This window comes from Cruoricaptor ignavus, assembly GCF_014961145.1.
Lineage (GTDB): Bacteria > Bacteroidota > Bacteroidia > Flavobacteriales > Weeksellaceae > Cruoricaptor > Cruoricaptor ignavus.
This window is the reverse complement of sequence record NZ_CP063145.1, coordinates 257,343-280,849: the sequence shown is the minus strand read 5'-3', so window position 1 is coordinate 280,849 and position 23,507 is coordinate 257,343. Positions and strand designations below refer to the sequence as shown.

21 protein-coding genes are annotated in these 23,507 nt (G+C 45.7%); 8 read left to right on the top strand and 13 right to left on the bottom strand.

Going from position 1 to position 23,507, the window contains the following annotated elements:
• Positions 1 to 13 precede the first annotated feature (13 nt).
• From IMZ16_RS01285 to dnaA, 6 genes are all read right to left on the bottom strand, one after another.
• On the bottom strand, positions 14 to 1,171 hold the full coding sequence (locus tag IMZ16_RS01285; RefSeq protein ID WP_193440177.1) for a sensor histidine kinase: 1,158 nt from the start codon (positions 1,169 to 1,171) through the stop codon (positions 14 to 16).
• Complete coding sequence (gene dacB / locus IMZ16_RS01280; RefSeq protein ID WP_193440176.1) at positions 1,168 to 2,526, bottom strand: D-alanyl-D-alanine carboxypeptidase/D-alanyl-D-alanine endopeptidase; 1,359 nt, start codon at positions 2,524 to 2,526, stop codon at positions 1,168 to 1,170. The genes IMZ16_RS01285 and dacB overlap by 4 nt, the downstream gene beginning before the upstream one ends.
• Before the next feature lie 82 nt (positions 2,527 to 2,608).
• The gene (locus tag IMZ16_RS01275; protein WP_073178258.1) at positions 2,609 to 2,986 is read right to left on the bottom strand and encodes a hypothetical protein; all 378 of its coding nucleotides are present in this window, start codon (positions 2,984 to 2,986) and stop codon (positions 2,609 to 2,611) included.
• Positions 2,987 to 3,034: 48 nt separating this feature from the next.
• On the bottom strand, positions 3,035 to 3,733 hold the full coding sequence (locus IMZ16_RS01270; RefSeq protein WP_193440764.1) for an SAM-dependent methyltransferase: 699 nt from the start codon (positions 3,731 to 3,733) through the stop codon (positions 3,035 to 3,037).
• 1 nt (position 3,734) lies between these two features.
• Positions 3,735 to 4,166: a low molecular weight protein-tyrosine-phosphatase gene (locus tag IMZ16_RS01265; RefSeq protein ID WP_193440175.1), complete on the bottom strand. Its 432-nt coding sequence runs from the start codon at positions 4,164 to 4,166 to the stop codon at positions 3,735 to 3,737.
• A 36-nt stretch (positions 4,167 to 4,202) separates the two neighbouring features.
• Positions 4,203 to 5,651 carry a chromosomal replication initiator protein DnaA gene (gene dnaA / locus IMZ16_RS01260; RefSeq protein WP_073178264.1) on the bottom strand — a complete coding sequence of 483 codons (1,449 nt, stop codon included), beginning with the start codon at positions 5,649 to 5,651 and terminating at the stop codon, positions 4,203 to 4,205.
• Positions 5,652 to 5,784: 133 nt separating this feature from the next.
• Between dnaA and IMZ16_RS01255 the strand changes: the two genes are divergently transcribed.
• Together IMZ16_RS01255 and pepE are read left to right on the top strand one after the other, a co-directional pair.
• Positions 5,785 to 6,207: an acyl-CoA thioesterase gene (locus IMZ16_RS01255; RefSeq protein WP_193440174.1), complete on the top strand. Its 423-nt coding sequence runs from the start codon at positions 5,785 to 5,787 to the stop codon at positions 6,205 to 6,207.
• Between the two features lie 35 nt (positions 6,208 to 6,242).
• Complete coding sequence (gene pepE / locus IMZ16_RS01250) at positions 6,243 to 6,935, top strand: dipeptidase PepE (RefSeq protein WP_193440173.1); 693 nt, start codon at positions 6,243 to 6,245, stop codon at positions 6,933 to 6,935.
• Between the two features lie 5 nt (positions 6,936 to 6,940).
• Here pepE and lgt read toward each other — a convergent pair whose 3' ends face one another.
• Entirely contained in the window at positions 6,941 to 7,831 is an 891-nt protein-coding gene (gene lgt, locus IMZ16_RS01245) for a prolipoprotein diacylglyceryl transferase (RefSeq protein ID WP_394368284.1), read from the bottom strand.
• Between the two features lie 418 nt (positions 7,832 to 8,249).
• A complete protein-coding gene (yidD, locus tag IMZ16_RS01240; protein ID WP_227411596.1) occupies positions 8,250 to 8,480 on the bottom strand; it encodes a membrane protein insertion efficiency factor YidD in 231 nt (76 codons plus the stop codon).
• Positions 8,481 to 8,640: 160 nt separating this feature from the next.
• On the opposite strand from yidD, the gene IMZ16_RS01235 reads away from it, so the two are divergent.
• The 3 genes from IMZ16_RS01235 (at position 8,641) to fsa (ending at position 11,437) form a co-directional block, all read left to right on the top strand.
• Positions 8,641 to 9,915, top strand: a complete 1,275-nt coding sequence (locus IMZ16_RS01235) for a replication-associated recombination protein A (protein WP_394368276.1) — start codon at positions 8,641 to 8,643, stop codon at positions 9,913 to 9,915.
• A 182-nt stretch (positions 9,916 to 10,097) separates the two neighbouring features.
• Positions 10,098 to 10,757, top strand: coding sequence for a very short patch repair endonuclease (locus IMZ16_RS01230; protein ID WP_193440170.1), 660 nt, complete (start codon positions 10,098 to 10,100; stop codon positions 10,755 to 10,757).
• 23 nt (positions 10,758 to 10,780) lie between these two features.
• On the top strand, positions 10,781 to 11,437 hold the full coding sequence (fsa, locus tag IMZ16_RS01225) for a fructose-6-phosphate aldolase (protein WP_193440169.1): 657 nt from the start codon (positions 10,781 to 10,783) through the stop codon (positions 11,435 to 11,437).
• A 6-nt stretch (positions 11,438 to 11,443) separates the two neighbouring features.
• Here the strand turns inward: fsa and IMZ16_RS01220 are convergent, their stop codons facing one another.
• A complete protein-coding gene (locus IMZ16_RS01220) occupies positions 11,444 to 12,136 on the bottom strand; it encodes a class I SAM-dependent methyltransferase (RefSeq protein ID WP_193440168.1) in 693 nt (230 codons plus the stop codon).
• A 125-nt stretch (positions 12,137 to 12,261) separates the two neighbouring features.
• Here IMZ16_RS01220 and uvrA point away from each other — a divergent pair, with 125 nt between their 5' ends.
• From uvrA to asnA, 3 genes are all read left to right on the top strand, one after another.
• Positions 12,262 to 15,051, top strand: a complete 2,790-nt coding sequence (uvrA, locus tag IMZ16_RS01215; RefSeq protein ID WP_193440167.1) for an excinuclease ABC subunit UvrA — start codon at positions 12,262 to 12,264, stop codon at positions 15,049 to 15,051.
• 640 nt (positions 15,052 to 15,691) lie between these two features.
• Positions 15,692 to 18,919: a c-type cytochrome biogenesis protein CcsB gene (ccsB, locus tag IMZ16_RS01210; protein ID WP_193440166.1), complete on the top strand. Its 3,228-nt coding sequence runs from the start codon at positions 15,692 to 15,694 to the stop codon at positions 18,917 to 18,919.
• A 19-nt stretch (positions 18,920 to 18,938) separates the two neighbouring features.
• Positions 18,939 to 19,949, top strand: a complete 1,011-nt coding sequence (asnA, locus tag IMZ16_RS01205; RefSeq protein ID WP_193440165.1) for an aspartate--ammonia ligase — start codon at positions 18,939 to 18,941, stop codon at positions 19,947 to 19,949.
• On the opposite strand, the gene IMZ16_RS01200 is transcribed toward asnA, so the two are convergent.
• The 4 genes from IMZ16_RS01200 to IMZ16_RS01185 form a co-directional block, all read right to left on the bottom strand.
• A complete protein-coding gene (locus tag IMZ16_RS01200) occupies positions 19,946 to 20,557 on the bottom strand; it encodes an HAD family hydrolase (RefSeq protein WP_193440164.1) in 612 nt (203 codons plus the stop codon). The two genes, asnA and IMZ16_RS01200, sit on opposite strands and share 4 nt — an antisense overlap.
• A gap of 53 nt (positions 20,558 to 20,610) precedes the next feature.
• Positions 20,611 to 21,414 (bottom strand): polyphosphate kinase 2, encoded by an 804-nt coding sequence (ppk2, locus tag IMZ16_RS01195; protein ID WP_193440163.1) that lies wholly within the window; start codon positions 21,412 to 21,414, stop codon positions 20,611 to 20,613.
• 17 nt (positions 21,415 to 21,431) lie between these two features.
• The gene (ppk2, locus tag IMZ16_RS01190) at positions 21,432 to 22,283 is read right to left on the bottom strand and encodes a polyphosphate kinase 2 (RefSeq protein ID WP_193440162.1); all 852 of its coding nucleotides are present in this window, start codon (positions 22,281 to 22,283) and stop codon (positions 21,432 to 21,434) included.
• 92 nt (positions 22,284 to 22,375) lie between these two features.
• Positions 22,376 to 23,476 (bottom strand): beta-galactosidase, encoded by a 1,101-nt coding sequence (locus IMZ16_RS01185; RefSeq protein WP_227411538.1) that lies wholly within the window; start codon positions 23,474 to 23,476, stop codon positions 22,376 to 22,378.
• Positions 23,477 to 23,507 lie beyond the last annotated feature (31 nt).

Here is a 23,507-nt window from a genome sequence, read left to right as displayed (position 1 = left end):
TAATTAATGGCAATCACCTGATTCTCAGCACAATTCTAAAAGTAGTTCCTTTCCCAATTTCGGTTTGTAAGACTTTAAGCTCGCCCTTGTGATATTCATTAATAACGCGGCGGGCCAGACTTAAACCGAGTCCCCACCCCCGCTTCTTGGTAGTGAATCCCGGACGAAAAACCGACCTCGCCTGCCGGCGCGACATACCGCAGCCTGAATCTGTAAAATCTATAAAAATTTTATTATTTTTTGAGGATATGATAATTTTCAGAACACCGCTGCCTTTCATAGCGTCAACGGCATTTTTCACCAAGTTTTCAATGACCCAACTCATTAGAATTCTGCTATGTGGAACAAGTATTTCATCAGCGGGCATATGTAGCTGAAAATCAATTTTTGCCGAAATCCGTCTTTTTAAATATTCATAATTTTGCGAAATTGTTTCTGAAAGATTTAAATCGTTTATCTCCGGTACTGAGCCAATTTTTGAAAATCTCTCCGTAATAGTCGTCAGCCGGTCGATATCCTTCTCAATCTCGTTAGCTGCTTCATTTTCAGAGCTTTCCATTCGGAGGATCTCAATCCAGCCAATCATTGATGATAATGGCGTGCCGATTTGGTGCGCCGTTTCTTTTGCCAGGCCTGCCCAAAGAAATCCCTCATCAGTTTTCTTCACAGTGCTGAGGAACCAAAATGTAAAAATTAGATATCCTAAACCGATGATACTCAAGTAGATAGGTGTGTATCGGAGAGCATTCAGCAGCAAGGAATTATTGTAATAGACATACTGATTACCTTCCGGAAGAGAGATGATAAAAGGGGGATAAGTCTTTTTCATTTTCGCAAGCAGCTGCTGTATTTTTTGTGGATCCCGCATCGCATCCGCCGGTATATTTTTCATCATATCTTCCCCCAAAGGGATCCCGGATGCATCCGTAACAATCACCGGTATGGTGGTATTGCTGTTGGAAATTTCAAGAATTAGGTCAAGGGCTGCCGGGTCAAGATTTTCCTCCTGCTGATATTTCATCGCCTTGGCGAAAAGCTGTATGCGCCGGGTCTCTTCTTTTCGTAAATAATCGATCAGAAACTGGCTCGCTAAGATGACCCCTCCAATGATAGCCGTAAGGACGAGAAAAACAAGCCAACTGCCGATTCTTGAATAAAACCGCGGTTTCATTTCAAATTATTTAAAATCTTTAGTAGCGATTCCGAAGCATTCCCTTGGTAATTATTCACAATGATTGAAAATACATATCCATTGTGGTATCCAGCGTAGGATTTAGTATTCCTCATCGTGCCGCTTTTGGCCTTTATGCCAATCCCGTGTGTTGGTAATGCTTCATAAAAAGTTGCGAACCACGGCTGTTTTTTTGTCCAGAGAAGTGCCTGTACTTCCGCCCTTGCCGAGGCATAGTTCTGCGGCGAAAGCCCAGAGCCATCAGCGAAGTTGATCATCTGTGGTTTGATACCTTTGGCTTTCCAGAAATCCTTAAGCCACTCCACCCCGGAAGAAAAACTGCCCTCGCCTTTATTTTCCTTGCCAAAAGTTTTTACTAAGGTTTCGCCATACATATTCACACTCTTCCGCAAAAACCAATAAACAATTTTTTCCATCGGGGGCGATGGGTAGGTCAATATTATTTTTGCATCAGGATATTTGGTAACCTTTTGATTTGCAATCCTTTGAGCGCTTGCTGAAATAATTTCACCGCCAAATTCTATCTTGCTCTCCTTTAACCAATTACTTATTTCATTCCCCAAAGTAAGCGGGGGATTTGGCATGGCGCCCGCTACGGTAATCGCCTTGTTCGGCAGGGTGCCCGATATATGCGCCACCGGCGAGTGCGGCGCGGTATAGATGATGCTGCGGTCCGAGGAGCCTGCGGTTTTCAAATCATTCACCCATACCACATTGGGCAGCTCTACATTCGTGCCCAAAATATGGCTGCCGCGTAGGTTCAGGTCAAACTGGTTCTCCCGCCAGTTGATGCCCCAAACGCCCGGCCCGTAATAATTGCCCATATCATTCCAGGGCCAGCCTCCAGGGACAACCTGGAAATCAAAAAAAGAATCATCAAGAAAGATATTGCCATCAATTCTTGTAACCCCCTGATTTTTAATAGCTTCTATAATTTTTTTTTGAAAATCCTTGGGTCTGTAGCCCTCGTACCTCCAGCTGCCGAGCGTAGGATCGCCGTTGGAAGATAAAATTAAATCTCCCTTCAGTACGCCCTGCACCACCCTGCCGCTTATGCTCACGGTAGTCTCGTAGCGGTAGTCTTTGCCAAGGCTTTCCAGAGCGGCTGCCGCAGTGAAAATTTTCTGCGTAGATGCCGTGGTAAGACCTTTATTCCCCTGATATTCATAGATCATCTTCCCGCTATCATCGCTTACATAAAATGAAAGATTCGCCGCATAAGCGGCATCAGCTGAGAGAAAGGTTTTTACCGCCTGATCCAGTTTCTGAGGTAAATTTTGTGCAGAAATACTGGCGGTAGCAAATATGAATAATAAATTCGATGAAAATTTCATAGCATAAACATAGCAAAAATTCAAACAAAAAATCCCTCCGCCAAAGGCAGAAGGATTAATTTTTTAAATGGCTTGAATCTTATTATTCTCCAAAATGTTCCTTTACGGCATCCAAAACCTGCTGATCATTCATATTGCTGGCAGTTCCGAGAGAGACCTTCAAATTTTTAAACTGAGCAGTCTCGTGCAGATGTTTTTTCAGTTCTTCCTGCGCAGTGCCAGGACCCGTAACCCAAAGCTCCTCAGTATTGGTGAGCAGTTTTTCTATTTCTTTGAAAAATTTATTTTTAGATGTCTGCTCGTGGTTGTTGGCGGCATTCTCGTTGGAATTTCCGTGCTGTACATCCCTCTTCACAGGATCGCAAAGGAAAAATTTGAACGCACTCTGCGCGTCGTGATTTTTTACTACAATAGCCTTTTGCCCATCCAGCCATACACCGGCCAATCTTTTTTCTTGCATATCAAAAATTTTAAGTGTTGCAAATTAAGCAATTTTTATGCTAAAAAATCACTTCCCGATTACGAATATCGCAGGAATTTTATGGTAGTCTGCCCTGGCCTCTTTCCAGTGGCTAATTTTTTTTGTAAGGATAAGTTCCTCCGTCGGGTGATTTATATTTGCAGCTATGCAGAGCTGTGTTCCTGGCCCCAGAGTTTTTACTAGTTCCTCTATCAGCTGGTTGTTTCGGTAAGGTGTCTCCATAAATATCTGCGAATAGCCAGTTTTATCCACTTGATTTTCAATATTTTGTATGATTTTTCGGCGCTCAGATCTATCTATCGGGAGGTAGCCGTGAAAAGTGAAATTCTGCCCGTTGAGTCCGCTGGCAATTAAGGCAAGAATAATGGAAGATGGCCCGTTTACCGGCACTACCTTTACGGAATTCTGGTGGCACCATCTTACGATAATGTTGCCAGGATCGGCAATGCAAGGCAAACCCGCCTCTGAAAGCAAACCGAAATCTTCGCCTTCCAACATCAACTGTTGTGCCTCCTTTAGGTCGGTGGTTTCAGTGTATTTGTTAAGGAGAAAAAGCTTTAGCTCGGACTGTTTTTTTTCAGGACAATAAAACTTGATAACTTTTCTTGCTGTTTTCTCATTTTCAACAAGAAAAAAACTGGTTTTTTCAATTATTTCTGAAATTACCGGCGCAAAAAAATCTCTTGGCGATGTGTCCGAAAGATAGGCGGGAAGAAGGTAAAGCATATTATCCCAAAAGCTCCGCGGCGATTTTATCTGTAGCTTCGTCCAGCTGGGCATAAACTTTTTCAAAACCCTCCATACCCCCGAAATACGGATCCGGTACCTCCCCATCTGCGACAATTAAGCTCACTTTTTCCCTTTGCTCATCATTCTCGGCTAGTGCCAGCACATCCCGGAAATTGTTTTTGTCCATACAATATATCCTGTCAAAGTACTCGAAATCAGAAGCTTTTATAGGTCGCGATTTTTGCTGGGAGATATCGAGGCCATATTTCTGTGCAGTTTCCACGCTGCGTTTATCAGGATTTTCTCCTTCGTGCTGGCCGCTCGTGCCCGCGGAATCCACTTCAAAACTTTCCGGCACCTTTTTCTTCAGAAGCCCTTCCGCTAGCGGGCTGCGGCAGATGTTCCCAAGACATACCATCAGGATTTTCATAGTAAAAAATTTACATAAATTAAAATGTTATGCGGATCACCGCTTGATCCGGTCATTCAAATCCTTCACATACTTTCTTACCTCCTTATCTACCTTGGAAATATCCTTGATGGTGTCGCAGGCGTACATCACGGTGCTGTGGTCTTTGCCTCCCATTTCCTCGCCGATTTTCGAAAAAGTAGCGTTGGTATACTCCTTCGCGAAATACATCGCAAGCTGTCGCGGCAGCGCTATATCCCTTTTCCGGGATTTAGAGAGCAGATCTTCTCTGCGGATTCCAAAATACTCGCACACAACTTCCTGGATGTAAGGGATATTGATGACCTTTTTCTGGCTGGAAGTAATTTTGTTGATAGTATCCTTCAGCAGCTCCAGGCTCAGGTCCGATTTGTAGATCGTGGAATAAGCGATCACGGAATTGATGACGCCCACCAGCTCCCGCACATTGGAATTCACCTCCCCGGCTAGGTAGTCCACCATGTCATCGGTCAATACAATGCCGTCGCGGCTGAGCTTATCGACAATAATCTTGCGGCGGGTCTCGAAATCAGGAGACCTCACCTCCGCGGAAAGCCCCCACTTGAAACGGGAGACGATACGCTCCTGGATGTCCTGGATATCCACCGGCGCCTTGTCCGATGTAAGGATGATCTGCTTGCCGTTCTGGTGGAGATAATCAAAAATATGGAAAAAACTGTCCTGCGTAGCCGCCTTTCCGGAGAGGAACTGGATATCATCGATGATCAGAGTATCTACCATCTGGTAAAAATTCTGAAAATCCGTTTTATTCTGAGCCTTCGCCGCGGAGATAAACTGCTGGATAAATTTTTCAGAAGACAGGTACAGCACCACTTTATCCGGAAAATTATTTTTGATTTCCAGCCCAATGGCATGCGCGAGGTGCGTCTTTCCCACGCCCACCCCTCCGTGAACGAACAGCGGGTTAAACGCTGTAGCCCCCGGTCTTTTCGCAATAGATTTCGCAACAGTGGAGGCAAACTTATTGCTCTCTCCTTCTACAAAATTCTCAAAAGACAGGCTGTTGTTCAGGTTGGATTCTATTTGTATTTTCCGTATGCCGGGCGCAGCGAAGGGGTTCACAGGAGATTTTGGCACAGGCATCACTTCCTGCAGCTTCGGCGCCGGAGTAGAAATTCCCTTAAAATTCTGCGTTATCGGCCGCCCCTCGCCTGAGGGCTTATTTTCCATCACCGAATACCAGAGCTTCACCCCGCGGCCTATATATTTCCGTAGTGCGGCGCCCAGCAGAGAAATGTAATTATCCTCAATATACTCCTTATAAAAATCAGAGGGTACCAGCAGCGTGAGGTTTCCGTTCACGAGTGATACGGGTTTCACTTTATCAAAAAGCAAATCGAAAGACTTCTCAAGCCTGCGCAAGTCGTCATCCGCTTCGGACGCGTTCAGGTTGTCCCGCATAAATGCCAGACACCTGTCCCAAATCAAATCTAATTCCTGATCCATACCGCCCAAAATTCTGCTAAAAGACTTTCACTTTTCGATGCCACAAATATGAAAGATTAATCTCATCAAAAAAAGTTTTTGCGGTATTGATTTTTAAAAAATATATTTGTATGTAGGATTAAAATAATATTAAATGATAAGCGCAACTGCCACATTACGAGTAAGATACAGCGAAGTAGATTCTATGAAGTATGTATACTATGGCAACTATGCCGAGTATTTTGAGATTGGCCGGGTGGAGCTCCTCCGGAGCCTCGGGCTACCCTATTCGGGGCTGGAGGAGCGCGGCATCTGGCTGCCCGTCTCGGAGTTCAGAATCAAGTATTTAAGGCCGGCTTTTTATGATGATATTCTGTACATCCATACCAGAATTCCAAAAAAGCCCAGCGTGAAAATCGAGTTCGAGTATGAGATTTTTAATCAGGAAAATGAAAAAATCACCGAGGCGCAGACCACACTTTTTTTCTTCAGTTCGGAAAAGAAAAAAATCATCCGCTGTCCGGAATTTATTTTAGATGTGATTGAGGAAAACTGGGGCAAAGATTTTACGCTTTGATTTTTTACATCTAAATTTGAATAAACTTTTCCAGAATGAATTTTTTGCTTGCCTCCACTTCTACCCTGTTTGGCGGAAATTATCTCGAATACATTAAAAATGAAATCGCGCACCTTTTCGAAGGACTGGATGAAATAATCTTTATACCCTATGCCCGCGCCTCCGGGCTCTCCCACGAGGAATATACCGCGAAGGCACAGAAATTTTTCGCTGAGCTGGGCATCAGTGCCAGAGGCCTTCACGAGTTTGATGAACCTGCGGAAGCGCTCAATTCCGCGCAGGGGTATTTCACCGGCGGCGGCAATACTTTTTTGCTGGTAAAAACGATGCACGAACACGGCCTGATGGAGGTTTTAAAACAAAATATCAGGAGCGGGAAAGCCTATCTCGGGGCGAGCGCCGGCAGCAACCTCGCGGGGGTGAGTATGAAAACTACCAACGATATGCCCATCGTGTACCCGCCAAGCTTCGATTGCATGGGGATTATTCCTTATAATCTGAACCCGCATTACCTCGATCCCAACCCAGAACTTAAACATAACGGCGAGACCAGGGAAACCAGGATCAAAGAATTTTTAACACAAAACGACACCACCGTTATCGGTCTTCGGGAAGGCAACTGGCTGCGGCAGCGGGGGGAGATTCTAACCGTGGAAGGCCCGCATACTACCAGAATTTTTGAGAAAAATAAGCCGCCTTACGAAATTGTAAGCGGTACAAGGCTTTAATCTGGTTATCGTTCGCGCGTTTGTGCCGGGTATTCGGGTTTAGCGGTTTCCTCCGGAGTGGTAGGGAATTTTCTGGACATTATCAGAACTGCAAGGCCTGCCAGCATAAACGGCAGGGAAAGCACCTGCCCCGTATTCAGCCCGCCAAAAGTAATAAACTCCTCGCCCTGGGGCTCCTTTAAAAATTCTATAAGGAACCGGATAGACCAGAGCACGAGGAAAAAGAAACCGAAAAGCCAGCCCTGCTGATATTTTTTCCCGGTGAATCGGTAAATTAGCCAGAGAACGAGAAACAGGCAAAAGTACCCAAAGGCTTCGAACAGCTGCGTTGGGTAGCGCGGCACCGTGAGCCCGTATTCGTCGCTCATTTGCGGGAAAAGTACTGCAAACGGCGATGACGAAGCCACAGGCTTCCCGATGATTTCCGAATTGAAGAAATTCCCAAGACGCACAAAACCTCCGCCTAGCGCCACTACAAGCCCTATCCTGTCGCATACCCACAGCGGGTTTTTCTTAATGATTTTAAATGCGTAATAAAGCGTAGTGCCTATCAGCGCAATGGCTGCACCGTGACTCGCAAGCCCGGAAAACCCGGTGAATTTAAACTCGGGCTTAGTTTGAATTGGCAAAAAAACAGACCAGAAATCTTGTTTAAAAAGTTCTGGCTGGTAGAAAATTACATGCCCAAGCCTAGCACCGAAAATTGTGCCGAGCAGGGTGAGCGTAAAAAGCGGCTCCAGATATTTTTCATTCACATTCTCCCGGCGGTAGATTCTGCTGAAAATCCAGTAACCAAGACCAAAGGCGATGATGAACATCAGGCTGTAATAATGGATACTGACAGGCCCGAAGCTAAAACTTTTTTTCGGATCCCAGATTTTGTACTCAGTTTCCAAGTGCAAATTCGACCCTGGAGAAATTACTTTGTCCGTATTAATCAGATACTTTACCTGCTGAAGACCTTCTTCCGAAAGGTCTTTACTAAGAAAATTAAAATCTTTTGAGAGAGGCTGAAAACCTTTAACATAGAAATTCTCAAAAACGCGCGAAGTATATGCTAAATTCTCCTCACTTCCCAAAAACAAATTGTCCTCATTCACGATCACCAGCGCATTCCGCGTCTCTTCATTCGGGAAATCGCTAAAGCGCGAATAATTTGTTGTAGAGAAAATTTTCACCGGAACCGTCTGATTATCAACAATGAGCCGGCCATCAGAAACACCTTCGGGATAAAGCTGCGCGGTAACTTTCAGGGAAAATACAATGCAGAATGCGGAAAGAAGTTTGAAGAGGAAATTTCTCATTTTCAGCGGTTTAATTTTTTGGCGGCACAGGATCGTAGCCTTCCTTTCCGAAGGGGTGGCAGCGCGAAATGCGTTTCAGCCCAAGCCAAAAGCCGCGGAAAGGCCCGTGAACTTCCACAGCCTGCAGCATATATTGCGAGCAGGTTGGCGTGAAGCGGCAGTTTTTCCCGAGCAAAGGCGACAGGAAAACCTGATAACCGCGAACAGCGGCTACGAGCGGAAAAGCAATAATTTTATTCAGTCGTTCCAATGCTTTGCAAAAATAAATTTTTCGGCGGAAATGGAAATGCCAAGTTTCACCGGCTTTAAATTTGACTTAAATTCAGTCTTCAAAATTTCATCCGGAAAATATTCCGAGAATTTTAAAAAGCAATAATTTTGCTCAGTTTTAAATTCAGGTTTTGAGCAATATCCCTTTGGCAGAGCAGCTTCGGCCGAAATCTCTCGATGAAGTTATCGGGCAGGAACATTTGACGGGAAAAAGCGGCACCATCCGCAGAATGCTGGAAGGCGGCACGCTGAATTCGCTGATTTTCTGGGGTCCGCCGGGAACTGGAAAAACAACTTTGGCGGAAATAATTTCCGAGCAATCGGGCAGGAAGTTTTTCAAACTTTCCGCGGTTTCCAGCGGCGTGAAGGATGTTCGCGATGTCATCGAGGAAGCCAAAAAGCAGAACCTGTTTTCCGGGCAGTCGCCAATTTTATTCATCGATGAAATTCATCGGTTCAACAAATCTCAGCAAGATTCCCTGCTGCACGCCGTGGAAAAGGGCTGGATTGTGCTCATAGGTGCCACCACGGAAAACCCGAGTTTTGAGGTGGTATCCGCACTTTTGTCAAGGTCGCAGGTTTACATCCTTAAATCGCTTTCGTATGAAAATCTGGAAGAGGTGGCGGAAAAAGCGCTGGAAAAATTTAACCAAAATGAAAATTCGGCGTTTGTTTTAAGCGAAAAAGAAGCGCTGATCCAGGCTTCCGGCGGAGATGCACGGAAACTCATCAATTCCGTGGAACTGGTGCTGAATCAGTATAAAAATTCTAGCAAAAGGGAAATATCCAACGATGATGTGCTGGCGGTGCTGCAGGAAACGATGGCGCTGTACGACAAAAACGGCGAGATGCACTACGATATTATTTCGGCGTTCATAAAATCCATCCGCGGTTCCGATCCGAACGCTGCGGTGTACTGGCTGGCACGGATGATTGCTGGCGGCGAAGACATTAAATTTATTGCGAGGAGGCTGGTAATTCTGGCGGCGGAAGACATCGGGCTTGCCAATCCTGATGCTTTGGTAATGGCCAACTCCTGTTTTCAGGCGGTGAATGTAATCGGCAATCCGGAAGCACGAATCATCCTGAGCGAAACGGCGGTTTACCTTGCGGTTTCGCCGAAATCCAATTCCACCTATGCTGCGATAAACGAAGCTCTGGCGTTCGTGAAAAAAACGGGAAATCTGCCAGTGCCGCTGCACCTGAGAAATGCGCCAACCAAGCTGATGAAGGATCTAGACTACGGCAAAAATTACAAGTATGCCCACGCACACGAAGGCAATTTCGTGGAGCAAGAATTTTTGCCTGGCGAAATTTCCGGCACGAAATTCTATGAGCCTGGAAATAATTCTAAGGAACTGAAAATCAAAGAAATGCTGGAAAGGAAATGGAAAGGTAAGTATTGAGGATGAATAATTGATAAATGATGAGTGTTTTTTGAAAACACGATGACACAATATTTTTTAATCAGATAATTCGGTAAAACACTCTGACATAGAAAATTATAATGACTGATAAATATTCTGCTTAACCAAAAAACTCAGCCTTGTTTTTTACTTTGTAATTTTGCTTCGGCTATTAAATTAAAATGGACATCCTGAATCCGGAACAGCGGCGGAAAGCGATGCAAGGCAATAAAGCGACGGGCACCAAGATTGAAGTGCTGCTCGGTAAGGCAATGTGGGCGCAGGGCTTGCGGTACAGGAAGAATAACCGAAAAATAATCGGAACGCCAGACTTTACTTTTGCAAAATATAAAGTCGCGGTGTTTGCAGACGGGGATTTCTGGCACGGCAAAGATTGGGAAAAAAGGCGAAATAAAGTAGGTGCAAATGCCGGATTTTGGTACGATAAAATAGAGCGCAATATTGAGCGGGATTACAAGGTGACGAAGCAACTTTGCGAAAATGGATGGACGGTGCTGCGGTTTTGGGAAACGGAAATTCGGCAGGATGCTGATGAATGCGCACGAAAAGTAAAGGCCGCGATAGATTTGGCCAAAGAAAAAATAGCGGAAGAAAAACGGCTCTCCAAAATTTACCATAAAAAAATTTCCATACCGAACGAATGTGAGAAAAATGTGGTGCAGGAATTTCTCTCCACGGAAACTGAATTAAAGAAACGAGCCCTGAAAAAGAAGGCGGCGAAAAAAATGAAAACGCTGCTGCAGTACAAATATCCGGAAGAAAACATCACGATGGCTGTGGCGGAAGATGTGCTGAAATATGCGGTGCGAAAGGAAAAGTAGGCTATCTTTGCAAAAAATCTGCTATGAAATTTTTTATCGATACGGCAAATCTTGAGCAAATCCATGAAGCGCAGGAACTGGGAATCTTGGACGGCGTAACCACCAACCCAAGCCTGATGGCAAAGGAAGGCATCCAGGGTAAGGCCGCCATTCTGCAGCGTTACAAAGATATTTGCGAAATTGTGGATGGCGATATTTCTGCCGAAGTGCTCTCCTTAGATTTCGATGGAATGGTGCGTGAAGGCGAGGAACTTGCCGCGCTTCACAAGAACATTGTGGTGAAAATCCCAATGGTGAAGGACGGCATTAAGGCTCTGAAATATTTTTCGGACAAAGGCATCCGCACGAATTGCACCCTGATTTTTTCGCCCGGGCAGGCACTGCTTGCCGCAAAAGCTGGTGCCACCTATGTTTCGCCGTTTATGGGTAGGCTGGATGATATTTCGGTGGACAGCCTGAAATTGATCGAAGACATCCGTCTGATTTTCGATAATTATTATTTCGAAACCGAAATTCTGGCGGCGTCCATCAGAAACCCGATGCACATCATCCACTGTGCGAAAATCGGTGCAGATGTGATTACATCGCCGCTGCAATCGATATTGGCACTTCTTGCGCATCCGCTTACAGACAACGGCTTGGCAACTTTCGTGGCAGATTCCAAGAAGCTGGATTTTTAGCGAAAATCACTTCCGTACCAACGAAGCCAGATACTGGAAATTCCCGTCTTCCAAAATGATTTCGGGTTTCCAGCCGCATTTTTCGGCAATGTGGCTCATCATTTTTTTATCGATATAAAGCCAACTGAACCAACCGGTAAACCGCGCGGCATATTCGTAGCGCACTGATGCCTGGCCATAATAATGCGTGGGAAGCGGCGCCGTTTCGTACATATAAAGGATATCGCAAGAATCAAAGAGGATTTTTCCGCCGCGTTCCAGCAGGCTTTCCGCTTTTTGCAGAAATTTGCGGAAACCTTCTAAATCACCGCAAATTCCGATGCCGTTCATCAGCAATAATATGGTGCCAAATTTTTCGGTGGGATTGAAGCGGAAGAAATCTTCGCAAATCACATTTTGAACGCCACGCCTTCTCATCACTTCGCAAGAATTCGGTGAAATTTCCAATGCTGATACATCTACAGAATTTTCCTGCAAATGTAGAGCGTGCGAGCCTGCACCTGCACCCACATCCAATACTTTCCCGCTGCAAAATTCCAGCGCCTTCTGCTCTATTTCAGGCATTTCATCGAACTTGCGGAAATAGATTTCCACCGGCATTTCCGTAGGCACGCCAAATTTATCGTGTACGAAAAGTTCGGATTGCAAATTATTTTCGTAAAAATCTCTGATGGCAATTCCTGGGAGATCGGTTTTCATAAATGATAGCTGATAAATGATAAGTTGCCAATATTTGATTCGGAGGGAATGTTCTCAGATCAATTATCACTTATCAATTATAAAGTGCAAAGATAATGCGTAATTTTGCAAGTCTTACTCACACAATGGCAGCACTGAAAGCAATCGATATAAAAAAGGAAATCTTCGTAAAGAATGCGCACCTTAACAACCTGAAACACATAGATGTACGCATCCCGAAGAACAAATTAATCGTGATAACAGGCGTTTCCGGTTCGGGAAAATCTTCCCTGGCTTTCGATACCATCTACGCCGAAGGCCAGCGCAGATATGTGGAAAGCCTGAGCTCTTATGCACGGCAGTTTTTGGGCAAGCTGGAAAAACCGAAGGTGGATGATATCAAAGGCCTGGCACCGTCCATCGCCATTCAGCAGAAGGTCATCTCTTCCAATCCGCGCTCTACGGTGGGCACTTCCACGGAAATTTACGATTACCTGAAACTGCTTTTCGCGAGGATTGGGCGGACTTTCTCGCCAATTTCCGGTGAAGAGGTTCGGAAGGATTCTGTGAGCGATGTGATTGATTTCATCAAAAAATCAAAAGCTGAAAATTTCCTATTGAGAGCGCCGCTGAACTACGATGCCAAAGATTTTAAAACGACGCTGAACTCGCTGAAAGTTTCCGGATTTACGCGGCTGGAAATCGGCGGAAACATTGCGGGAATTGAGGATCTGGAAAGTTTCGGCTTCGTTCCTGAGGCTGGGATGGAAATCCATTTGGTGATTGACCGGTTTTCTTTCGAGGAGGATGAGAATTTCCTGCAAAGGCTTGCCGATTCCATTCAAATGGCCTTCTACGAAGGCAGAGGCATTCTCTCACTGAAAAATGCGGAAAGCGGAAAAGTAACGGAATTTTCCAACAAATTTGAGCGCGACGGAATGGAATTTCTTGAGCCGAATGTTCATTTTTTCTCGTTCAACAATCCGTACGGTGCGTGCCCAACCTGCGAAGGCTACGGCAAAGTGATAGGCATAGACGAAGATCTGGTAATCCCAAACAAAAACCTCTCGGTGTATGAAGATGCGGTGGCTGCGTGGCGCGGCGAAACAATGAGTGAATGGAAAAGGGCGTTCATCCGAAAGGCCAAGGACTTCCCTATCCACAAGCCTTACCACGAATTATCGAAAGAGCAGAAACAGTTTCTTTGGCGAGGCGATAATTCAAGGAACTTCCCTTCGGTGAACAGTTTCTTCAAAATGCTGGAAGAAAATTTGTATAAAATTCAATACAGGGTGATGCTTTCGCGCTACCGCGGAAAAACGCAATGCCCTGATTGTGAAGGCCTTAGGCTGCGCAAAGAAACTGAATGGGTAAAAGTGGACGGGCACAACATCCAAAGCCTGATAGAACTGCCGCTGGATGAGCTTCAGCCAGTCATCCAAAATTTAAAACTTACCAAGCACGAAAGCGAGATCGCGAAAAGGCTGCTCTACGAAATCACCACACGACTTGATTTCATGCTGAAGGTTGGGCTGGGCTACCTCACTTTGAACCGCACTTCCAACACGCTTTCCGGCGGAGAATCTCAGCGCATCAACCTTGCCACTTCGCTCGGAAGTTCGCTGGTAGGATCCATCTACATTTTGGATGAGCCATCGATTGGGCTGCATTCCCGCGATACCGAAAATCTAATTTCCGTGCTGAAAAACCTGCGGGATTTGGGCAATACGGTGATTGTGGTGGAGCACGATGAAGATGTGATGCGTGCTGCAGATTACATTATAGACATCGGTCCGGAAGCCGGATATTTAGGCGGGGAACTCGTTTTTTCCGGAAATTTTTCTGAACTGAAAAAAGCGGACACGCTCACTTCGAAATATCTGAACGGCGAGCTGGAAATAGAGGTGCCGAAAAAGCGACGGAAACCGAAAGATTTTATCAAAATAAAAGGCGCACGGCAAAACAACCTGAAGAATGTGGGCGTGGAAATTCCGCTGCAGGTTTTTACCGTGGTAAGCGGCGTTTCAGGTTCAGGAAAATCTACGCTGATTCGGGAGGTGCTCACTAATGCCGTGAAAATTCAGCTGGGATTAGGCGGCAAGAAAACGGATTATGATTCGGTGGAATTCCCGAAAAACCTGGTGAAAAACCTGGAGGTTATCGACCAAAATCCAATCGGGAAATCTTCGCGTTCCAACCCGGTGACTTACCTGAAGGCCTATGATGAAATTCGGGACCTTTTCGCAAAGCAGAAATCGGCGAAATTTCTGGGACTGAAGGCGAAGCATTTCTCTTTCAATGTAGACGGCGGGCGGTGCGACGAGTGCAAAGGCGAAGGCGTAATAACCGTGCCGATGCAGTTTATGGCGGATATTGAGCTGGAATGCGAAAGCTGCAAGGGCACGAGATTTAAAAGCGAAATTCTGGAGGTGAAGCTGGACGGGAAAAACATCGCCGAAATTTTGGATATGACGGTGAACGAAGCGCTAGAATTTTTCGCGGATTTGCAGGAAGAAAAAATCGTGACGAAGCTGAGACCGCTGCAGGAAGTTGGGCTAGGCTACCTGAAATTAGGGCAAAGTTCCAGCACGCTTTCTGGCGGCGAAGCGCAGCGCGTAAAGCTGGCATCCTTCCTCGTGAAAGGCGTAACGACGGAGAAGACGCTGTTTATTTTCGACGAGCCTTCTACCGGGCTGCATTTTCACGACATTAAGAAACTGCTGAAATCTCTGCAGGCTCTGGTGGATTTAGGGCATTCCGTGGTTGTGATTGAGCATCATCCGGACATTATTAAGACGGCAGATTTTGTGATTGACATAGGGCCTGAAGCTGGAAAGCACGGCGGCGAAATTGTTTTCCAGGGAACGCCGGAAGATTTGGCGAAGGATAAAAAATCTCTGACGGCGAAATATATTTATGAGAAATTGAAGGATTAAATGATTGGAAATCAGATTGTTGCAAATCTGTACAAGAATTTCTTAATTTCTCATTTTTTTAATCATTTAATGTAAAAGCCTGATAATCAGTTATTAACAAATTTTTGTGGAAAACCTGTGAAACTTAACATTCAGTTTATATTGGATTGGAAATTTATATCTACCTTTACGATGTAAATTTGAGAAGGTGAAAGCCATTCCGATCTCTGAGTTTGAAACAGCGTTTAAATTTAGCATAAAAATTTAAGGGAAGCATCGTCGGCTTCCCTTTTTTCGTGGGGTGTTTAACTTTTAAAAAATGAGATGTTCTTATCTACCGAATCCGCCTGAATGGGCGGATTCTGGTTTTGTATAGAAACAAATTTGAGAGCAGGATTTCACCACTGAGACACAGAGTTTGTTTTTTAATCCTCGTAATAAGAACACTGCAAATGACTTCTGTAATTTTTATTTCACCACTGATACACAGAGTTTGTTTTTTTAATGCTCGTAAAAACACTGAGAACACGGCGATTAACTCCTAAAATTTTTTCAACACAGAGACATAGGTTATTTTAAAACTCAACCTTAATCTTAATCTTAACCTTAATCTCAACCTCATTCCAAGCCTTTACCTAAAACTTCTTATTTTTGCATTTCTATGAAAAAAATTCAGGAAATCCTTGTCTCTACAAGAACGATGGCGGTGCTTCTGGTGGTATACGCCGTAGCAATGGCGGTGGCCACCTTTATCGAAAACGATTACGGTACGCCCACTGCAAAAGCGCTCATCTACGAAGCCAAATGGTTCGAAATTCTAATGCTGCTGCTCATCCTGAATTTCCTGGGCAACATCGGCCGCTACCAACTTTGGCGGCGCGAAAAATGGCCTGTACTTGCCTTCCACCTTTCCTTCATACTGATATTTCTTGGCGGTGCCATTACCCGATACATCAGTTACGAAGGCATTATGCACATTCGTGAAGGAGAAACCTCTAACGAAATCATCACCGATAAACATTTCTTCAAAATACAGGTGGAAGAGAAAGGCGATGTGCTGAATTACAAGGAATTACACTACATAATGTCGCCGCTTCATCACAACTTCAAGGCGAAATACAATTTCCACGATAAAAAGATTTCCGTAAAGACGCTGGATTATGTTCAGCGGAAAAAGGACAGCTTGCTGGCGGATAAGGATGGCATTGAATACCTGCACTTCGTGATTGCCGGCGAAAACGGCCGCGAAAATCATTACATCCGTAGTGGCGAAAGCCAAAGCGTGAACGGAATGCTCATCGCATACAACAGGCCGATTGACGGTGCGGTGGAATTCCGGAAGGACGGCGAAAACCTGATGATAAAAACGCCGCAGGATGCACAATATATGGTAATGGCCACGCAAACTGAAGGTGCCACGAAGAAAGACGAATACCAGCCTTTGATGCTGCGAAGCCTCTACACCATAGGAGATTTGAGAATTGTGGTGCCGGAAGGCCTAAAGACCGGAACCGTGAAAGCCTTTGAAGGCGATAAGGTAAAAGACGCAAACCTGCCCGACCAACTGACGGTGGAAGTGAGCGGCCCGAAAAGCAAGCAAATCGTAAACCTTCCTGTGGAAAAGGGCAACCCAAATCTGTTCAAACAAATCAACCTGGATGGGATGAATGTGATGCTGGGCTTCGGGCCGAAAGTTTACCACACACCATTTGCCATAAAGCTTGACGATTTCGTGATGGAAACCTACCCTGGCAGCAATTCGCCGAGCGCCTTTGAAAGCCACATCAAAGTCATTGACGAAGGCAAGGAAATGCCGTACAAAGTCTATATGAACAATGTGCTGGATTACAAGGGCTACCGCTTCTTTCAGGCGAGCTTTGACAGCGACAGGAGAGGCACGGTACTTTCCGTAAACCACGATTACTGGGGCACCCTGATCACCTACATTGGCTACGCCGTTTTATTTATTTCGATGTTTTTAATTTTCTTCTGGAAAGGCACGCAATTCTGGAAGCTGAACAAGGCGCTGAAAGACATCAGCCGGAAAAAAGCAACCGTAGCACTGGCTTTGCTGATGAGCATCCAGCTTTCTGCACAAAAAATTGAAACGCACGGCACCGATGATGGCAGCGGCACATCCCGCATCGCAGAACGCGAACACACGCACACCGCACCTGCAAATACTGCCCCACCACTGACGAAGCTGCGCACTATTTCTGCGGATGAAATTATACAGTCAGTGAGAATTCCGAAAGAACATGCGGACAAATTTGGCTACCTGCTCGTTCAAAATATTGAAGGGAGAATCGTCCCTATCAACACACAGGCAATTGATGTCCTGAGAAAACTTTACAAAAAAGATAATTTTAAAGGTACGAATGGAAAAAAATTAACCCCCGAGCAGTGGTTCCTTTCTATAAATACAGACACGCCGAGCTGGACGATGGTGCCGATGATAAAAGTGGGCTCTAAAGGCGGCGAGGAACTGAGGAGAAAAACCCGCGCCAATGAGGAGGGCTACACCTCGCTTATGAACCTCTTCCCTACCGATGCGGAAGGGAATCTGCGCTATGTTTTGGAAGATGATTACAACGCTGCTTTCCAAAAAAAGATGGCGGAGCAGAGCAATTATGACAAGGAAGTAATTGCGCTAAATGAGCGTGTGCAGATTTTCAATGAATTTTTCAGCGGACAGCTAATGCGAATAGTTCCTGTGAAAAACGATCCCAACCATCGCTGGAACTCCTGGCTGGATGAGAAATTCGAGCCAGATATGGAATCCCAGCAAATTATGGGGCCGTATTTTGCTGAGATTCTTGAGGCGCAGAAAAGCGGCAGCTGGCAGCAGGCGGACATTGAATTAAAAAAACTCTCTGACTATCAGCAGAAATGGGGGAAAAATGTGGTACCGGCAAAATCCAAGGTGGATTTGGAAGTTTTCCTGAACAAGGTGAACATTAATTTTAAACTGCTGATTTTCTATACCATTGTTGCAATTCTTTTGGTAGTGCTTGGTTTTGTGGAATTATTCCACCCGTCGAAAATTTTGGATAAGGCGATTAAAACCATCATCATCGTAGGCTGCGTAGGCTATGTGCTGCAGTTTCTGGGGCTGATCGCACGGTGGTATATTTCCGGGCACGCACCTTGGTCGAACGGTTACGAAGCCATCATCTTCATTTCGTGGGTTGGCATCACGGCAGGCCTGGTGCTTTACCGAAATTCCAACGCGCTAATTCCTGCGGCAGGATTTTTGGTAGCGGTAATTATGATGGGCTTTGCGCACGGTGGCTCCGCTCTGGATCCGCAAATTACGCCGCTTGTTCCGGTGCTGAAATCGTACTGGCTTATCATCCATGTGGCGATAATCACGGCAAGTTACGGTTTCTTTGGGCTATCCTTTGTGATTGCCATTATTTCCCTGATTTTCTACATTTTAGCAGATAAAAATCTTTACAAAAAACACCATAGCACCACGATCCGCGAGCTGACGATAGTTTCGGAAATGTCCCTAACCATCGGGCTTTACGCACTTACCGTTGGTACTTTTCTCGGCGGAATCTGGGCAAATGAATCTTGGGGAAGGTATTGGTCTTGGGACCCTAAAGAAACCTGGGCTTTTATCTCCGTGATGGTTTACGCCTTCGTCCTGCATATGAGGTTGGTGCCCGGTTTGCGCGGCAGGTGGGCGTTCCATGTAGCCTCAATGGTCGCGATTTCCTCAATCATTATGACTTATTTTGGGGTAAATTATTATCTCTCAGGGCTGCATTCCTATGCCAAAGGCGATCCAGTGCCCGTGCCGCTCTGGGTATATCTTGGCATTGCCGGGATGATTTTGGTCACCATTTTTTCAGGGTTAAAATTCAGAAGATTGAATAACAAATAATATTTGCCCTGATCTGAATATGAAGCACATCATCATTCCTGAATCCTACAGGAGCGACACCGATCTTTACCGCACTCAGCATCTTATCAAGCTGATTAAGGATTTTTTTCAGATTAATCTCGCCCACAATCTTAATCTAAAGAGGGTGAGTGCGCCGCTCTTCGTGGCGTCGGATTTAGGTTTAAATGACAATCTTAGCGGAAATGAGCAGCCTGTAAATTTCACACTGCCTAATGCCGGAGAACAGTCGCTGGAGATTGTTCACTCCCTAGCAAAATGGAAGCGTGCCGCCCTGAAGCGCTATAATTTTCAACCGTACGAAGGGCTTTATACCGATATGAATGCCATACGCCGCTGCGAAATTCCGGACAATACCCATTCTTTTTATGTGGATCAATGGGATTGGGAAAAGATCATCCTGCCAGGTGACCGCAATTTGGATTTTCTTAAAAACACGGTGGACGCAATTTTCCGCACACTGAAAGCATTGGATGAATACCTGAACCATTTTGTGCCTGGGCGGAGAAAACTGCTTGATGACGAGATTTACTTCATCACGAGTGAGGAACTACTTCAGGAATACCCCAACCTTAGTCCCGAAAAGCGAGAGCGGGAAATTACAAAAGAAAAAAAGGCTGTATTCCTGATGCAGATCGGCGCACCGCTCAGCCACGGAGAGCCGCACGGCAGCCGCGCCCCAGACTACGACGATTGGCTACTGAACGGAGACATTCTAGTATACAACCCCGTGCTGGACGATGTGCTGGAGCTTTCTTCTATGGGCATACGCGTAGACGGAGATTCTTTGAGCTATCAGCTGAAAGCAGGCGGAAACGAAGAACGAAAGAAACTGCCTTTCCACAGGGAACTCCTCCAAGGATCATTGCCGCAGACTATCGGAGGCGGTATCGGGCAATCCCGGCTGTGTATGTTTTTCCTTCAGAAGGCGCACATCGGCGAAGTGCAGGCATCCTACTGGCCTGAGGAAATGCGCGAATATCTGGAAAAAAAGGGAATCTTGCTGCTTTAAAACCGGACACCGAGTTTTTTCAGTTCTGATTCCAGGTCCGTTTCAGGTTTAATGTGAACGGTAAGGAATCCCAAGGCTTTTGCGGCAGCTATATTGGCTTCGTTATCATCGATGAACACCGATTCTGCCGCGGAAATATTGTAGCGGCTTAAAAGCAACTCCCAAATTTTGGGGTCGGGCTTTATCAGTTTTTCATCACCGGAAACCACGATTTTCCCGTCAAAAATTTTGAAAAAATCATAATTTTCAAGGGCGTACGGAAAAGTCTCGTTCGACCAATTTGTCAACCCAAATAACTGATAATCAGTATGTTCCAATTTTCTAAGGACTTCCACATTCTGCGGAATATCGGCTCTCAGCATCGTAGTCCAGTTATCATAATATGCCCGAATTTCCGCTTCCCAATCAGGATGCTGCGCCACCAGAAATTCCGTGCCGTCCTTCAGCGTTCGGCCTCTATCCTGCTCTGCATTCCATTCATTATGAGCAACTTGCGTAAGGAAGTATTCCATTTTTTCATCATCATTAAAATGCGTCCGAAAATAATACCGCGGATTCCAATCCATAAGAACGCCGCCAAAATCGAAGATGATGTTTTTAATTGCCATAATTTCGTTTTCAGCAAAAATAAAAAAACCTTCCGTTTCCGGAAGGCTGAGTTTTACTCGAAAGGCTGATGCCGTATCGCATCCAGATCTTTCACCTGGTACGGAATATTTTGCAGGATGTATTCCATTGCTTCCAGCCTCGCCTTTCCTTTTCTGTTGGCTTTCAGCACTTTCCACGGCGCAATTTTTGTGCTCGTCTGCTCAAACATCCGCTCTTTATACTCGGTATATTTGTCCCAAAGTTCCAGCGCATTTCTGTCCACATCGCTGTACTTCCACTTTTTCAGCGGGCTGTCGATGATTTCCGTAAAACGCTGCTCCTGCTCTTCCTTGGAAATCGAAAAATAAAGTTTCAGGATGTAAATTCCTGAGCCGATGAGCATAGCCTCGAAATCATTCACCTGAGCCATAAAGGTTTCGTACTCTTCCTGCGTGCAGAAGCCGTTCACAGGCTCTACCACGGCACGGTTGTACCAGCTTCGGTCGAAAAATACAATTTCTCCAGCCTTTGGCAGTTGGTTGATGTACCGCTGAAAATACCACTGCCCCTGTTCTACCTCGTCCGGCTTTGGCAGCGCTACGGTGCGGTGCTGCCTTGGGTTCAGGTTTTCGGTAATTCTTCGGATGGCCCCGCCCTTTCCCGCGGCATCGCGGCCTTCAAAGATGATGACTACTTTCTGCTGATTTTCCACCACCCAGTTCAGCAACTTTATCATTTCTTCCTGAAGCCGGCTGAGCCGTTTCTCATATTTTACGAAGCGTACGGCTTTCTCAGCATCTGGCTGGTCATTTTGTAATAATGCATAAAGCCCCTTTTTAGAATTTAATATCTGAAATTGTTCCTCTGTAATGTTCATAATCGTTTGATAATCAGTTAGAAATCAATCTGCTGCACAGTTCTGAAATAGCGCTGGACCACATTTGGATCGGGGTTTACATTTATAGGGCTCTCCACCTTGCCTTCGTAAGGGAAGAGTGATAATACATAGCGGATTGCCTCAAGGCGTGCACGCAGTTTGTCATCGGATTTCACGATAACCCACGGTGAAAATGCATTGTGCGTCCTGCTGAACATTTGGTCTTTGTAATAGGTGAAAGTGTCCCAAAGTTCCTGCCCTTTTTCGTCCACCGGGCTATATTTCCAGCGTTTCAGCGGGTTTTTCAGCCTTCGGTTAAAACGGTAAAGCTGCTGGTCTTTCGACACCGAAAACCAGAATTTGATGATCGTGGTTCCAGATTCGTACAGCATATGCTCAAATTCCGGAACCTGCACCATAAAGCTCTCGTATTGCTGCGGCGTGCAGAAGCCCATCACAGGCTCTACCACGGCACGGTTGTACCAGCTTCTGTCGAAAAACACGATTTCGCCTTCGTTCGGCAGTTCCTTGATGTAGCGGCTAAAGTACCACTGCCCGCGCTCCACATCGGTCGGCTTGTTCAGCGCCACCAAACGCATTTGCCGCGGATTCAGGTGCTCCATAAACCGCTTGATTGTGCCGCCTTTTCCGGAGGCATCCCTCCCTTCAAAAATTATCGCGATTTTCCGCTTGTTTTCCGCCGCCCATTTTTGGAAATTCACCAGCTGAGCCTGCAGCAGCCTCAGTTCTTCCTCGTAGCGCACCTTTTCCAGGACTTCCCCGTAGGTGGGCTCGTTGCTGTGCATTTCCAGGAGATTTAGCAGATCCTGCCTATTCTGCACTTTTTTTAGTTCATTAAAATCTATCATACATTCAAAAAAATCAATGTATAAATTTACGGAATCGCTGGCAGGAAATCAAATCCTGTATTATGATTTATCGCAAGTTTAGGGCGAAACCTTTATAGACTCAGCCAGGTTTTAAAGGCTTCTATTGCGGCAGAGTTTGGCAGGCGCTGAAGTTCGTGGGAAGAATGTATGTCCCAAAGCCCGCTTTTGTGCCAGCGCTCCGTAAAATCCCAATCGGGCCGGTCTATCGCCGGGTAAATACAGCAGCCGTAGAGTGGGATGTTCTTTTCTAATATTTTTCCACACTCTCTGCCTATCATCTCCAGCCAGTTGGGCCTGTGCTCTCCGGGGTGGCTTGTTTCGGAGATGATCACCGGGCGTCTGTATCTTGCGAACACTTCTTCTGTCAGCCTGCTCAGAGGTTTCCAGCGCGGATCGGGCGGCACCTCTCCCCAAGGTATAAATTCGTGAGTTTCCAGCACCCATTGATTATCGTAATAAAAATTTAAGCCGATGATATCAAGGTATTCCGGCTTCCCCCTTAGTTCCGGGCAGATATTTCCGGAGAGGATTTCCAGTACCTGAAACTGTTCGTTATTTACCCGCACAGCATTCATCGTACTTTCTAAACTCTCCGGGGATGCCGGCAGGATGCTTATGAGCGGCTCTGTACTCAGGATCCTTACCCCGGGGTCTACATCCTTCATCATTTCCACCCCTTCGATATAGGCTTTCATCAGATGATATTTCACCTCCCACCCCTGCCCTATGCAGTACGGAGAGGTGCCGCGTACATCTCCGCCCAGCCACGAGAGGAAACTCACTTCATTGATTGGTGTGATGACGAGCTCTCCCTCCGGTTTTTTCTTTCGGTAAAATTCCGCGAATGCCCTGCAGAGATGGGCAAATCTTCTTGCAAACATCGGGTGTAGCGGGGTAAGATCATCAGGGAAGCCAAAGTGGCAAATGTCCCAAACAACCTGGATACCGTGCGCATCTGCATTCTCCATTACCTCCTCTGCCCAGGAAAATTCATACTTGTAAGGCTGAGGTTCTGCACGCGTCCAGCGAATGCCTTCGCGAACGCACCCTATACCTAAAGAAGTGATATTTTGGTAATCAAGATTTAGAAAACGGTCGTGCCCCGTCATCTGGACCAAATCCACCCGATGCCCGAATGCGTTCAGCTGGTCCGTGCATTCAAAACCGGCCATCCGGAAGGATTGAAAAGGATTTTGCAAAGCC

Coding starts and splice junctions, on each gene's coding strand:
- IMZ16_RS01285 (WP_193440177.1), bottom strand. CDS start 1,171: ATGAAACCGCGGTTTTATTCAAGAATCGGCAGTTGGCTTGTTTTTCTC.
- dacB (WP_193440176.1), bottom strand. CDS start 2,526: ATGAAATTTTCATCGAATTTATTATTCATATTTGCTACCGCCAGTATT.
- IMZ16_RS01275 (WP_073178258.1), bottom strand. CDS start 2,986: ATGCAAGAAAAAAGATTGGCCGGTGTATGGCTGGATGGGCAAAAGGCT.
- IMZ16_RS01270 (WP_193440764.1), bottom strand. CDS start 3,733: ATGCTTTACCTTCTTCCCGCCTATCTTTCGGACACATCGCCAAGAGAT.
- IMZ16_RS01265 (WP_193440175.1), bottom strand. CDS start 4,166: ATGAAAATCCTGATGGTATGTCTTGGGAACATCTGCCGCAGCCCGCTA.
- dnaA (WP_073178264.1), bottom strand. CDS start 5,651: ATGGATCAGGAATTAGATTTGATTTGGGACAGGTGTCTGGCATTTATG.
- IMZ16_RS01255 (WP_193440174.1), top strand. CDS start 5,785: ATGATAAGCGCAACTGCCACATTACGAGTAAGATACAGCGAAGTAGAT.
- pepE (WP_193440173.1), top strand. CDS start 6,243: ATGAATTTTTTGCTTGCCTCCACTTCTACCCTGTTTGGCGGAAATTAT.
- IMZ16_RS01230 (WP_193440170.1), top strand. CDS start 10,098: ATGGACATCCTGAATCCGGAACAGCGGCGGAAAGCGATGCAAGGCAAT.
- fsa (WP_193440169.1), top strand. CDS start 10,781: ATGAAATTTTTTATCGATACGGCAAATCTTGAGCAAATCCATGAAGCG.
- IMZ16_RS01220 (WP_193440168.1), bottom strand. CDS start 12,136: ATGAAAACCGATCTCCCAGGAATTGCCATCAGAGATTTTTACGAAAAT.
- uvrA (WP_193440167.1), top strand. CDS start 12,262: ATGGCAGCACTGAAAGCAATCGATATAAAAAAGGAAATCTTCGTAAAG.
- ccsB (WP_193440166.1), top strand. CDS start 15,692: ATGAAAAAAATTCAGGAAATCCTTGTCTCTACAAGAACGATGGCGGTG.
- asnA (WP_193440165.1), top strand. CDS start 18,939: ATGAAGCACATCATCATTCCTGAATCCTACAGGAGCGACACCGATCTT.
- IMZ16_RS01200 (WP_193440164.1), bottom strand. CDS start 20,557: ATGGCAATTAAAAACATCATCTTCGATTTTGGCGGCGTTCTTATGGAT.
- ppk2 (WP_193440163.1), bottom strand. CDS start 21,414: ATGAACATTACAGAGGAACAATTTCAGATATTAAATTCTAAAAAGGGG.
- ppk2 (WP_193440162.1), bottom strand. CDS start 22,283: ATGATAGATTTTAATGAACTAAAAAAAGTGCAGAATAGGCAGGATCTG.
- IMZ16_RS01185 (WP_227411538.1), bottom strand. CDS start 23,476: ATGGCCGGTTTTGAATGCACGGACCAGCTGAACGCATTCGGGCATCGG.